Annotated in this window: 13 protein-coding genes; 8 read left to right on the top strand and 5 right to left on the bottom strand. The window is 52.5% G+C overall.

Annotated elements, in window-relative coordinates; genetic code table 11:
- Both OXG10_06505 and OXG10_06500 read left to right on the top strand, forming a co-directional pair.
- Positions 1–195, top strand: a 195-nt coding sequence (locus OXG10_06505; protein MCY3827013.1) for a transposase, incomplete at its 5' end; no start/stop codon positions are given.
- A gap of 207 nt (positions 196–402) precedes the next feature.
- Positions 403–861, top strand: coding sequence for a hypothetical protein (locus tag OXG10_06500; GenBank protein MCY3827012.1), 459 nt, complete (start codon positions 403–405; stop codon positions 859–861).
- Here OXG10_06500 and OXG10_06495 read toward each other — a convergent pair.
- Positions 808–1,173: a helix-turn-helix domain-containing protein gene (locus OXG10_06495; protein ID MCY3827011.1), complete on the bottom strand. Its 366-nt coding sequence runs from the start codon at positions 1,171–1,173 to the stop codon at positions 808–810. The genes OXG10_06500 and OXG10_06495 overlap by 54 nt on opposite strands.
- A 265-nt stretch (positions 1,174–1,438) precedes the next feature.
- On the opposite strand from OXG10_06495, the gene OXG10_06490 reads away from it, so the two are divergent.
- Positions 1,439–1,828 carry a type II toxin-antitoxin system VapC family toxin gene (locus tag OXG10_06490; GenBank protein MCY3827010.1) on the top strand — a complete coding sequence of 130 codons (390 nt, stop codon included), beginning with the start codon at positions 1,439–1,441 and terminating at the stop codon, positions 1,826–1,828.
- Position 1,829: 1 nt separating this feature from the next.
- On the top strand, positions 1,830–2,057 hold the full coding sequence (locus tag OXG10_06485; protein MCY3827009.1) for a type II toxin-antitoxin system Phd/YefM family antitoxin: 228 nt from the start codon (positions 1,830–1,832) through the stop codon (positions 2,055–2,057).
- 6 nt (positions 2,058–2,063) lie between these two features.
- Here OXG10_06485 and OXG10_06480 read toward each other — a convergent pair whose 3' ends face one another.
- Complete coding sequence (locus OXG10_06480; protein MCY3827008.1) at positions 2,064–4,424, bottom strand: MMPL family transporter; 2,361 nt, start codon at positions 4,422–4,424, stop codon at positions 2,064–2,066.
- A 230-nt stretch (positions 4,425–4,654) separates the two neighbouring features.
- Complete coding sequence (locus OXG10_06475; protein ID MCY3827007.1) at positions 4,655–5,476, bottom strand: outer membrane lipoprotein-sorting protein; 822 nt, start codon at positions 5,474–5,476, stop codon at positions 4,655–4,657.
- Between the two features lie 104 nt (positions 5,477–5,580).
- On the opposite strand from OXG10_06475, the gene OXG10_06470 reads away from it, so the two are divergent.
- Positions 5,581–6,768: a hypothetical protein gene (locus tag OXG10_06470; GenBank protein ID MCY3827006.1), complete on the top strand. Its 1,188-nt coding sequence runs from the start codon at positions 5,581–5,583 to the stop codon at positions 6,766–6,768.
- Positions 6,769–6,777: 9 nt separating this feature from the next.
- Complete coding sequence (locus OXG10_06465; protein ID MCY3827005.1) at positions 6,778–6,990, top strand: transposase; 213 nt, start codon at positions 6,778–6,780, stop codon at positions 6,988–6,990.
- A gap of 63 nt (positions 6,991–7,053) precedes the next feature.
- On the opposite strand, the gene OXG10_06460 is transcribed toward OXG10_06465, so the two are convergent.
- A complete protein-coding gene (locus OXG10_06460) occupies positions 7,054–8,400 on the bottom strand; it encodes a hypothetical protein (GenBank protein MCY3827004.1) in 1,347 nt (448 codons plus the stop codon).
- A gap of 228 nt (positions 8,401–8,628) precedes the next feature.
- Between OXG10_06460 and OXG10_06455 the strand changes: the two genes are divergently transcribed.
- Together OXG10_06455 and OXG10_06450 are read left to right on the top strand one after the other, a co-directional pair.
- A complete protein-coding gene (locus tag OXG10_06455) occupies positions 8,629–9,630 on the top strand; it encodes a methyltransferase domain-containing protein (GenBank protein MCY3827003.1) in 1,002 nt (333 codons plus the stop codon).
- 747 nt (positions 9,631–10,377) lie between these two features.
- Positions 10,378–11,514, top strand: coding sequence for an IS630 family transposase (locus OXG10_06450; GenBank protein ID MCY3827002.1), 1,137 nt, complete (start codon positions 10,378–10,380; stop codon positions 11,512–11,514).
- Positions 11,515–11,609: 95 nt separating this feature from the next.
- On the opposite strand, the gene OXG10_06445 is transcribed toward OXG10_06450, so the two are convergent.
- Positions 11,610–12,749, bottom strand: a complete 1,140-nt coding sequence (locus tag OXG10_06445) for a DUF1295 domain-containing protein (protein MCY3827001.1) — start codon at positions 12,747–12,749, stop codon at positions 11,610–11,612.
- Positions 12,750–13,057 lie beyond the last annotated feature (308 nt).

Genomic DNA, 13,057 nt, shown 5'->3' with positions numbered 1-13,057 from the left:
ATAACCAAGAATGTAGAGAAAGGGTCAACTGTCTTTACGGATGAGAGCAAGGCATATAACAGTCTGATTAACAAGGATTTTGAACACGGCACGGTTAACCATTCCGCTAAAGAGTATGTAAATGGCATGGCTTCAACTGATTTTAAGTCAGCGGGTAACAACCAGTTACCATCCTCCCTCCATTTCCTATTATAACATGGAATTTTGATATAGGAGTTATTGATATGTCTGATCTGTTCTGATAGATTTAAGAACGTGTGCTTAGTTAAAAAGCGTAATTATGCACTTGACGAAGAATAGAGCAAGTTGCCACAACATATTGTGGCAGGAGATTTGCCAAGAATTTCAAGGCAAAACACAACATATAGGGGTAATTGACAAAAGAAAAGGAGGTTTGATAGAATGAGAATAGAGCCAATTGAAAACAACAAGGATACCAGGGGAATGCCAAGAGCTCAAAGCAACAGAAAAGGGTTAATCTACTTGTTGAGGTTGTATCCGTATGACCGCTTCAAGGTCGGCTTTACTGCGACCGAGAAAACCCTTGCTAGACGGATTAACGGTTTCAAAACAGTGGTTCCCGAGATTGAACTCTTAGGAAAATGGCCTGCTTTGGAAAAATGGGAAAGTCTGGCCCGGTTTATAATTTATTCGGAGTTGAGTATTGAAAAAGCCTCTGTAGAGTACGCTCATGCCGACTGGTCCCGAGTGGCAGGCGGAGAAGTTGTAGATAATAGAGATGCGGATGATTTGCTTGATCGTGCTGAATATATATTTAGCAAACTCTTAACTATTGAAGATGAGCAATCAGGCAATGAGACGCTTCAAGTTGTCAAACAAACTAACGGCCACAACACATAGAAACACAATATATAGACCTAGTTTGTCAAGTACATAATTACGGAAAAATGACTTGTACGCCTTGTCTATCCTGCCCACAACCCCGCGGAACACCTGAACGCTTATACCGGCATACTCGGGGTCATCCGCCCTGACTTCGGTGAGTTCCTTGCACTGGTCGTAATATGAGCGGGACTTTCGGGTCTTCTTGTAGCAGTCAATCCGGGATTCAAGGCATGCATTGTAGAGCGTGGCACACATCCCGAATACCTTGGTCAGTGCTTCATGCCCAGCACTTGACAACTTCACCCTGCATTTGTAAGTCCTTATCATTACTATATTATACCCTTCTGTCTAATTATTGCTATAATTCCCATTCATTTCCATTATCCTGCACTTGAACCAGACTAAAAAGACTCCGGGTTTCACAGGACAAACCAGGTCAATTCCGGGTAAACAACAAATATTCCAAACACAGTCGTGAGGACCGTTTGTAATTTGTTTTCCACACAAGGAGATTCAAGGTCTACAATAACGCTTGACATCGTCATAGACAATTGTACAATTGCAATTCCAAGAGGTGGGAATACTGGATATCGTGATTGATACTTCGGCAATTATTGCAGTGATCACAGGAGAACCTGAGAGAGACGCGATTGTCTCCGCCGCATCTGGGCAAGAGCTCATTGGCCCCGGTTCCATACCATGGGAAGTCGGAAATGCTTTTACCGCAATGATGAGACAGGACCGAATTGAACTTGAGGAAGCCCGGAAAGGACTGCAGATTTTCGACCGCATCCCGTTGCGATACGTCCACATCGACATGGAAAACGTCATGTCCATTGCGGCTGAATCTGACACATACGCATACGACGCGTATTTTCTGGACTGTGCCGTGCGGCATCGCGCACCCTTGTTGACACTGGATCTCACAATGAAAAACACGGCAGGACAACTTGGCATTAGTCTCGTAAATGTGGAGGCATAAGATGGAAATCTATTCATACTCGGAAGCTAGACAAAAGCTATCCAGCGTTCTGGATAAAGCGGAATCAACCGGAAAAGTACTGATACGTCGAAGAGACGGCAGGACATACGCGCTGGTGCCGGAACATGCGCCCGCTTCTCCTCTGGATGTTCCTTCTGTAAAAGCGAATATGTCTACCGGGGAAATCGTTTCGCTCATAAGGAGCGAGCGGGAAAAAACGAGAAGGTGAAATCTCTCAAGAATTCAGAGGAGTCGGGATGCCGTCAGCATTCGCGTCGAACTTCATGAGAAGCGGCGGCAGGAGGAGGAAATCGGCCGCCAGGGCCAAGGCGATTACAAGCGCTGTGAGCTTGCCCATCGCCGAGTTGAGTTCGAAATTGGAAAAACTCACCACGACAAAGCCTGCCACGAGCACAAGCGAGGTCGTAAGCAGCGCCTGACCCACGGTTCGGAAGGCAGTCAGTACCGCGTCAGCAGAGGTGGAACCGAGTTCGCGCCGGGTCCGCTGGTACCTGCTGAGAAAGTGGACAGTGTCGTCGACCACGATACCCAGCGTCATGGCCGTTACCATCGAAAGCGATACTCCCACTTGTCCGACCGTCAGACCCCATATGCCGAAGCCCAGCGCCCCCGGAATCAGGTTCGGGACCAGGCTCGTGATGCCGAGCCGCCATGATCGCAGCGCAAAGATGAGAATGAAGGAAATTCCGACGAGGGCGAGCGTGGTTCCGGCGAGCATGGAAATAATATTCCGGCGGCCGAGATTGGCAAACATCAACGTGGTGCCGGCACCCACCTGACCGGAGATATTCGGCGCGTGGCCCGCGAGCCACCGCCGCGCGCGCTGATCAAACGCGATCACTTCGTTTGACGAGAGCGTCTGCGTCCTCACCACCATCCGGGTAGCTGACTTGCCGGCGTCGATCTGGTTGTTGAGATCAAGTCCATGGGGTAGAGAGATCTCGTAGAGAAGCAGGTACTGCGCGGCAAGCTCCCGGTCTGCGGGCAGCCGGTAATAGGCGGGATCGTCCCCGTTCATGCTCTTGTTCAGCCGCCGGAAGGTGTCGGTGATGACGCTTACGTGTATCGTTTCAGGCTGCCCCCTGTACCACTCGGCAAACGCTTCGACGTCGGAGAGGTACGCCGGGTCGCTGATCCCGCCCGGGGAGCGCGATGGGAGCGAGTACTCCATGGCATACAAACCGGTTAGGTTGTTAACGATGAATTCAGAGTCTTTTCGGAACTGGACGCTCTCGTCAAAGTAGTGGAGGAAGACGTCGTTTAGCTCGTTTTGGGAAATCGACGCCACAAGCACTACCACGATCAGCACGGAACCCCAGAGCAACTGGCGGCTTCGGCGTATCACGAACCTGCCGAGCATGACTATCAGGGAATTTTCTCGGGGCAGGGATGCGCGTACCCGAACCGGCAGCAGCGAGAGCAGCGCCGGCAGAAAAGTTACGGAGAGTATGAACGCCGCGCCTACACCGAACGCGACGAAGGTGCCCAGATGGCGGAAGGGAGGCGAATCGGAGAAGTTCAGGCTCAAAAAGCCGAGCGTGGTTGTCAGGCTCGACAGGAAGACCGGCTGAAGGTTCACCCGGACCGACTCGGCAACCGCATCCCGCCTGGTTCTGCTGCCGTGATTCTCAGACGTGCCGGACGCCGCATCATGCATGTAGCTGACAACGGCGGAATAGATGTGGACGCAGTTGGCAATAGCCACTGTCAGCACGACGACCGGAGAGATCGCCGAAGGCGACGTCATCGGAAGTCCTACCCAGCCTCCGACGCCCACAGCGGTCATTACCGACATAGTAACGACGAGCATTATCGCGAACGTTCCCGAAAATCCCCGCGTCAGCAGCAGGAGCATGAACGCCATTGCCAAGAAACTCGCCGGGATAAGCGTCCTGAGATCGTCGAGCGACACCTCCATAAAGGTCTGGTTAAAAATCACCATTCCGGCCAATCGCACATCAATGCCGGGGAAACGCTCTCGAAACTCATTCGCAAGTTTCCGCGAGTGCTCGGCAACCTCCGCAACTTCGCGCATCTGGTCCTCGCCCGGCAGCTGCAATGTGACGTTTATTCCCGAAACACCGCCGTCGCGCGCCAGCAGGCGCCCCGCGATAGCCGGTTCCGCCAAGGCGATTTCGCGAATCCGGGAGCGTTCTTCGGCATCGCTTAAAGCGCTCTCGTCCACAAGTTCACGCACCAATATCTCGTTGCCGTCGGCTTCTGTATGCTGAAAGTTGGTAATGGAATCGACGCGGCTCGCAAACGGGGTCTGCCAGGCCCGTTCGGTGAGCCACTCCGCAGCTTCAAGCGCGGGAGCCGACGTGGCGTCCCGGTCCTCCGGCGCGATGGCGAAAAAGATGTTGTCGCTCTTGCCGTAGGCATCCTCCATCTCCTGGTACTCGAGGAGCTGGGGGTTGTTTTCGGAAAAGTAGACGCGGTGGTCAGTTGAAAATTCAAGCGACAACGTGCCGCTTGCTGCAATCCCGGTCAAGACAATGGCGGCGACTATGATCGGCCACCGGCGCGCGACGGCCCAGCTGCCCAGCCGCGACTCTGTCTCTCTCAGCAATTTCATTATTGCCAAAACAGGGGATTTGAGCTGCGCCCGGGACCAGGGGCCGCGTCCCCTCTTTCCGGGTAACGGGTTGTAGGGATGGTCGAAGACATAGGTGTTCCGCCGTTTTTACGGGCCTGCTGAATCCAGCTTACGGAAACTCTCCGTTCGTTGCGCAGTGTGCTCACCCGATTTCAGCTGCAGTCACTCCGGCGGGCGGCAAACCGGACCGGGCAGCCAGGAAATTCCCTCTACCGTACCCGCTTCAGCGCTGTCTTGGTAAAGTCCTTGGCGTCGAGATCGGTTCCGAACCTGTAGTCTGACCACAGCAGCACGGTACTCTTGCCCGTCAGAAGGTTTGTCATCGTTAACTTGCCGCTTCGCCAGAATCGATCAAGGTATTTTGCATAGCCCTCCACGACCATCGTCTTGAGGTGCTCATTCCTGCGGTCGAAGTAGTGGACCTGAATTGTTCGAAGTTCCTCGCGGTCGAGCCAGACCACCTGGCGCGAGTACCCGGAATCCTGGCTTTTCGGGATACGCTCCAGAACCAGGCACTTGAGATCACCGCAGGGTTCTTCGCGGATGAACCGGTGAGTAAATTTCCCGACCTCAACCGCTCCCATGTCCTCGTAGGAGAATTCGCTGCCCATGAAAGAGCCGGACTGTTTCGAAGCGCTGATGCCTTTCACCCGCTTAAGGGCGGGAAGATAGAGCCACTGTTTGTCCGGGCCGGTCTTGTGGGCGTGGACGAGAAAGGCGGTTCCTTTGACATCCCGCGGGTGATCAAATACAAACAGGGTCCGATCGCCCTCCTCCTGGACTTCCATGACCTTGAGGCGGAGTGAGCGCTGGGTTTCTTTCCCCTGTTTGTTGCGCAGCGTCATGGTCAGGCTTGCGGTAAAATTGCCGAAACCCTTCTGGCGCTCACGAGCTTCGGTCGCAACTCTGAGACCCGCTTCCTCAGCGGTGCCGCTAAGGAGATCTGAATACGACTCAGCTGGCCAGAAACAAATTGCGAGGAAGCTCCCAAGTACCGCAAGTATTGCGCGTGGGATTGAAAACCGAATCATTGGTTCCTCCTGCTAATGGGTATAAACAAAACCGGAGATATAGTCAAATCTGAGGCAAATCTGAGGCACTTGCGTACAGGATGATAAAACTGTATGGTTTATTTATGATGAAACTTGAAACCACGCTTGTTGTTTTATTTCTCGTTGTTTTATTTCTCGTTGTTGGTTGCGCAGGGGATGAGGAAGATGATTCTGTTCAAGCTGACCCCACGTTCAATGATGCCCGGATCGTAGTTTTTGAAGATGTAGAGGAAGGGGCGGCGCGGAACATAAATAACGGTGTTTCACGTTTTACCGGCACCGGCGGCATCTTGAGATCTTCCAACCCTGACGATACCCTTTCTCTATCTTTTCATGCCGAGGCGGGTGAAATAACCGACACTGTCTCTACATCTATCGAGCATGCGGACCCTACTGTCAAGTTTACGGTCAGCGGTTCGGACGGCGACAGTTTGAGTTTTGACTCATCCACACAGGCAATAACGGAAACGATACGAAAACGAGCTTTGCCGCCTTCACCGCTTCGCCGTCATCATTTGGAAGCATGGTCAATGTTCGACTATTCGGAGTCAGAGACTTCGGCTTCCACTGTCGCAGTCACTTGGCACAACGAAGATCCAACAGATTATTTGGCAGCTGGTTACTACATGCGTCTGAAAGGAGACTTGGCCGCGGAATCGATTGAGGACGTGGATGTTGGAGTATTCGTTGACAGTCCTGCGTTTCTTTCCGGCACTCCCGAGCTGCCGACAGAAGGCATAGCCTTTTACAGAGGCCGCTTTGCGGGCATCTACATGTTGTACTTCGGTCCCTTATGGCAGCAAATAGATTATCGCCTTGTGGATGGATTCAAGGAAGCAGGGGAAGTCTCCAGTGAGATAGTGCTCAAGGTCGATTTCGCAAATAAAACCGTAGAAGGGTGTATCGGGTGTGTTGAGAACCCTGAAACTACCGGGCTCACGCTGCACCCTGACGGAACCCGAAGCGAACTGTATACCAAGATAAGCCTTGCCTCGCTCAGTCTTGCTCCGGCTCAAATCACCCCGGAGAAAGCCACATTCCGGCACTCGAAGCTCAAGGTTCTCGTAAGCGAACAAAAACTTGGAATCAAATTTGACTTTGGCGCTCGGGGTTCATGGGACGGCAAGTTTTCAAACCGTACAGACGGGGACGAATCAGGACATCCCGACCTCGTTGCCGGAACAACCGGCGCACAATTTCGTCTCCAAGAGGGGAGTCGGGGTGTGTTCGTCGGCAGCTTCTTCGCTACCAAGCTCGTAACTCAACAGTAATTCCCTGGCGTGGGACCCGTAGTGCTTGCGGCTATGATTGCCTCGGCCTGGGGTCCCATACGCGGCAGAGACGCAAAGGCGCTTCGATGTCTTGGAGGCACTGCCCCTGTGACGAGACAGTCGGGCAGGACAAAGCAGGTTATCATGCGAAGAGCTGTATGCGAGAGCCTCGTCAACGCGTTTCATGTTCTGGGCGGGATAGCCGTAATCCGCGATCCATAGAATGCCTTCAGTCCATTTTCGCCTTTCTTAAGACACTGTGCTGCGTTCGGATCCTAGTCCGACTCAGAAACTGTAGGCCAAATTGATCTTTACGTAGCTGTCGCGCCGCACGTAGTATATGAAGTCCTCTTCGTCGATATCCAGAAAAGCTGAGGTCTCAATATGCAGCAACCAGTTGTCCGAAGAAAGGCGGCGCTTGAACTCGCCTGCGACGACGCGACTGCTTTTGTTGAGGGAGCCCAAAACGCTGACGACAAATTCGGTGCTCTGCGGATCGTTCAATCCGAGACGCGCGGCAATGAATAGGTCGTTCTCGAATGCATTGGTTGCCCAGCGGCCACGTCCATCGTAAGCCCATTCGGCAAACAGGATCAGGTCAGAGTTCGAACTCAATATGGAATAGAGTGTGTACTCGCTACCCAAGATAAAAGCTATGTAGTCCTCTTCCTCTAAAGTATTGAGGTGCTGAATGTACCTGCTGTTCCTCGCGCCGGCGCGGTAGATTGCTTCCAGCTTGAGCAGCAGGGAACCCCTTGTAAGCTGGGCATCCACACCGAATTGGCGAATCTTCTCGTAATGTGGAGCCAGCACCAGTCCGGAGTCGAGAAATACCGGCAAAAGGGTGGGCTCCCGGTTCGTACCGTTGAACAGGCTGAGACCAATTTCGAGCGGTCCTAATGAGCCGCTGTACCGGCTGGCAAGATCAATATGCCACTTTTTCGCGCCGGATTCGTATGAAATCATATCCTGGTCCACAATGAACTCATACCGCTGACGACCACGCCGGCCCGGATAGGTGCGCGCGCGGTGCCATGTCATCGCGAATAATTCAAGTGCTCCCCAGTCACCCGCCCAGGTGAAATGGGCCATTGGCTGACCCATCTTTATCTTTTCGTTCGGGTGTTCAATAACATCGGTCTGATTGATGATATCCACCAGGGAACGCAGTTCCGCAACGCCCCAAAACACCCGATCGATGCCCAGACGCAATTCCCATTCGCCATCGCCAATATCGCCGTACATAAGCAGATAGGCCTCACGGAAATCACCGTACGTGCGGTCCGGGTCCCCGGCATCGTACCGCAAAAAGGGAGTCACCGTTATGCTTGCGCCTTCGTCGTTCTCAGCATAGAACGTTGTCTCAAGCGCAAGCCCGCCCGCATACGGACGCTGGTCAGGATACGCGGCATCTTGGGGATACAGCCAGGCCTCAGTCGAGAGGCGCCCGGAGATATCAACCTCGTCGGTGAAGCCGGCCGGATACGCTACGGTCGGAAGCACCGAAACAAGCATCCCCAGCACCACTGCCAAAATCGCCGGGAGGACTGAAGCCGGAACGCTCCTGCGGCCCCCGCCGGGTGGGGCGAACGGATTTCTGAGAATCCGGCGCCGGGTCTTTTCAAACAACATGATGCTAGTCAGCCACATTTTATTTAGGGATATAGTAACCTAAATTCCCGCGTTCCGGGTCCTGAACCGGAATTATATTCAAACCCGGTTTTACCAGAGGTTCTGAAAAAAGCCGGTTGGGTGTGATAAGAAAATGTTTTTTGACTCCCTCACGGAGATTGGATAGGATAGTTCCCCAAAATTCAGAAGGAATCTTTCATATAGAAGATTCCGCAGGGGGAAACACAAGTGGCGGATGACTCCCATAACCCAGTTTCAAATGCAGTACGGCCGGATGATATTCTGGAAAGGCTGTCGAAGTACCGCAGAAGCCAGGGGCTGAGCAAGGAAGAGTACGCCAGCGCGGTAACGGCGTTTTATAACCTCATTACCGACTTCTGCGAGCGTGGATGGGGGCGGTCGATTCACTTCGCAGTGATGGAACCGGGGGTGTCTTTCGAGGAATCCATTGCCAACCACGAGTATTTTCTGGGCGAAGCCATTGGGTTGAGACCGGGCATGAAGGTGCTGGATGTCGGGTGCGGAGTGGGAGGACCCCAGCGCTCCCTCGCGGGAAAGTTCGGCGCTTCGATCGTGGGCCTCAACATCAACGAATATCAGCTCGGGAAGTGCTCTGTGTATAACAGCGAGGCTGGCCTGGACCATCTCTGCAGCGTCCTGCACGGCGATTTCCTGAATATACCGGCGGAAGACGGAAGCTTCGACGCGGCTTACCATATCGAGGCTTTGTGTCATGCGCCGGATAAAGCCGCGGCCTATGCCGAGATATTCCGTGTATTGCGTCCTGGCGCGACCTTCGTCGGCTACGACGTGTGCATGACCCCGCTTTACGACGACGGAAACCCCGAACACCGGGAACTCAAGGAAATAAACGAATACGTCTCCGCTCTTCCGGAAATCTCTTCATTCACGGAGGTAAACGACAGCCTGCGGGCAGTCGGTTTCGAACTTGTCGAGGCGCGTGACCGCGCCCTTGACGCCGACCCCAAGACGCCGTGGTATCAACCGCTGGAAAGCGGCAACCTGAATCTGAGGAGTCTCTCGAGAACGGCCCTTGGCCGCAAAATCGCCTCGGCGGTTCTGCCCGTTCTGGAAAGCGTACGCGCCGTACCCAAGGGGTCGTCCGAGGCACGGGAAATTATCAATGTCGTGGCCGACAGCCTCGTGGCCGCAGGACGTCTGGGAATTGTTACGCCCATGTACTACCACAAGGCGCGCAAACCGGGTTGACCGGTAAAGTAATCGGGTTCCAACGCAAGCACGATGCGGGCCGGTGGCAACCATGTCGGCAAGCTGCCAGCCGCGGTCGAATTTCTCCGTCATGCACATCCCCTGACCCCAGAACAGAGCTCCCGGCTTCAGCACACGAAATATCTCTGCAAACGCACGCTTCTTGTCCGGTGCGTGGCACGTCGACTCGATCGCATAACCCGCGTCGAACGAGTTGGCTTCAATGGCGCTCATATCCATGAAGTTGCATTTCATGTACTCCGCCATGTGATCGAGTCCCGCCTCGACGTTCCTTTGCCTGGTCTTTGCCAGTTGCTGTTCGTTGTTGTTGATACAGACAACCCTAACGCCGGCCTCGCTTGCGACCCTCCGCATAGGACCGCCCACTCCACAGCCAACGTCGACGACCCTCATTCCGGCCTGCAATTCCAACCGTTTGATCATTAGGCGCTGATGGCGGACAATGGATTCTTCTAGCGTCTCCTCTGGCGTCAATGGCGCGAAGTGCAAGGACTCATTCCATCCGAATTGCATGAATTCGCTACAAAGGTCGTAGTAATCGTTCACCGTCTCGGTGTGGTCATAATCACTACCATCGACATCTGCCCGTCTACTTCTGTCAAACCAGCCGCTGAAGCGTGCCACGCGACTCGCAACATTCCAGTATAGCGTTTCATTTATTTATTTACCTGTATAACAGCTCTGGTTACACTTGTGATATACTAAATCTCACAGTAAGGTGTAACCATGTCAACAAGAAGCAAGCGACCGGAACTTGTTTTGAGTGAAGAAGAAAAACAGAAGCTTCTGACAATAAGTCGTTCAAAGAAGCTTCCTCTGCGAGAAGTACAGAGGGCATCGATACTGCTATGTTACTCAGAAGGCAACACGATAGTCTCCATACAGCGCAAGCTGAATGTTTCAAGGCCCACAATATACAAGTGCATAGATAAAGCTTTGGCCAAGGGGGTGGAAGCAGGGCTGAAGGACTCTTATCACGGCACGGAATCCGTAATAAGCGATGATGCCAAGGCATGGGTGATCAGCGTTGCGTGCACAAAGCCCACGGAGCATGGTCTGGCTGCGGAGGTCTGGTCTTACAGCGCGCTTGCAAGATACATCAGGGATAATGCGATTGAGAAGGGGTATGAATCATTGTCAAAAGCATCGAAGGCCACAGTATGGAGGATATTGAACAAGGCGAAGATAAAGCCTCACAAGATACGGTATTATCTTGAGCACAGGGACGAGGAGTTTGAGAGGAAGATGAAAGAGGTTTTAATGGTGTATCAGGAGGTTAATATCTGGAATGAGCAGTCCGAGGGTGCTTCTCAGGGGCCTGATGTAATCACTGTGTCGGTTGATGAGAAGCCGGGGATACAGGCTATAGCGAATGTTGCGCCTGATTTGCCGCCTGTGCCGGGTGAGCATGGAGAGATTGGACGAGATTATGAGTACAAGAGACTGGGCACGGTATCGTTGCTTGCCGCGTTGGATATGCACGACGGAAGAATAATAGCGAAGGTGAGGGACCGTCATCGGAGCAGGGAGTTTATAGAGCTGTTAAAAGAGCTTGATGAGTACTATCCGAAGAAGAACACGATCCGTTTGGTGTTGGACAATCATTCTTCTCATGTATCGAAAGAGACGATGAGATATCTTGGTACGAGGCCTGGGAGGTTTATATACGTGCACACTCCGAAGCATGGGTCGTGGCTGAATTTGGTGGAGACAGCATTCTCGAAGATGGCCCGTAGTTTTTTACGGCATATTCGAGTGACGAGCAAGGCTGAGTTAAAAGAGCGCATACTCAAAGGTATAGAAGAAATTAATGCCGACCCTGTTGTGCACAGGTGGAACAAGTTTGATCTGGAGACAGCTTAATACTGTAAATATAACAGTGAAACATTATACTAGTAAGTGCTGCGCAGGGATTTGGATAGGTTCGTTAGCATATCTTGGTCCGTTTTATGGGCGCCTTAATAAATGCCAGGAAGAATCCGATATTTCACCCGTGCCTGATATTCCGCCCACTTTTCGGCACCGTATTTCTCGGCACAGTACGCATCGTCAAAACGTTGACGAAAGGTAAAAAACGTTACGACGAAGACAAAGTAGATCCACGCCCAAGGATTAGTGAAGTAGCCGAATGCCAGGGCAATTGAAAGACCAAGGAAGCCTTCGCCCAGGTAGTTGAAGTGGCGAGCGGCTCCCCAGAAGCCACTGCACAGGATCTTGCGGTCGCCGGCCTGGATGTACTCAGGCTCGAAGATCCCGAGAAATTTGCGGTCGGGCCATCGCTTAAATGTATATTTCTGCATGTTGGCGCCGCGCGAGATGCCCCACCCGAACAGGAACAGCACAGTCGTTCCGATCAGCCAGAAATATGTCCATCCCGACGAGAATCCGGGAGACGGGTAAGCGGCCATGCCCCACAACGGGAGGATGAACAGCCACCCGTAGACTACGAGGCCTCCCCAGAACATTTTGAAGCCGATGCCCTCATGGATCAGATCGTAGGTATATAGCTGGACGCGCTCAAAGATAAAGTAATCCAGTATGTAGTATGTGTAGAATGCCGCATACAGGAAAACGCCCGGATTGAAGTTCTCGCCAAAGATTTCGTAGTTGTACGCAGCCCCGGACAAGGCGTTGAGCGCCAGCATCGTCCCACCGACGACATAGAAATACATCTTTATATCGAAGCGCTCGTTAAAGAACGATATCTCCTGCGCCCGCCCGTCCCAAAGCGCCAGAAGCGGGTTCTTTATCTTGCCCTGCGGCTGACTAAAGACCGCTATGATCGCAAAGATTGTGGTGAAGACTGTTCCGCCGACCACGGCATAGACCGAGGACCTGTAGAACCACTCACGCGACATCCCGGTAAGCTCGAAAGCCCACACGATCAGCGCAACTGCAAAAACCACAATGCCGTTTAGCCGATAATTACGGGGTTTACCGGTCTGCGGATTAATAACGTAGCCGGGAACCCGCTTTCCGGGCAGTATAAGCTGCGCCAGGAAAAACACGGCGAAAATCACCAGCGGGGTGAAAAAACCCGCAATCGCTTCCGTCCGGGAAAGCTCGAAAAGGTGACTAATACCAAGCCATTCAATCATAACAAAATCCTCCTTCCTTCAGTAACGTGGTCGCTTATGGATATAGACACAGAGAAAATCAATAACGCACCTCACTGGAATTGCGTAATGTTGATAGTATATAGACTATATATCACCGTCAATAGAACAGCATTCGGTATTTTTTTGCAAATTCCGATCTTATTTGACTATATGAAGGTTGGAATATACAGTTCTCATATTGCGAATTACGATTGTAGATTCTGCAGTTCCCTGTAATCATTACCGTGCCGCGGATTCAAATTGAAGGAGCTAGCGGATAATGAATGATCCTATTGAGAGCCACAAGC

The sequence above is a fragment of the Candidatus Dadabacteria bacterium genome (genome assembly GCA_026706695.1).
GTDB lineage: Bacteria > Desulfobacterota_D > UBA1144 > Nemesobacterales > Nemesobacteraceae > Nemesobacter.
The sequence above is the reverse complement of the archived record's forward strand: the minus strand, read 5'-3'. Positions and strand labels throughout refer to the sequence as shown.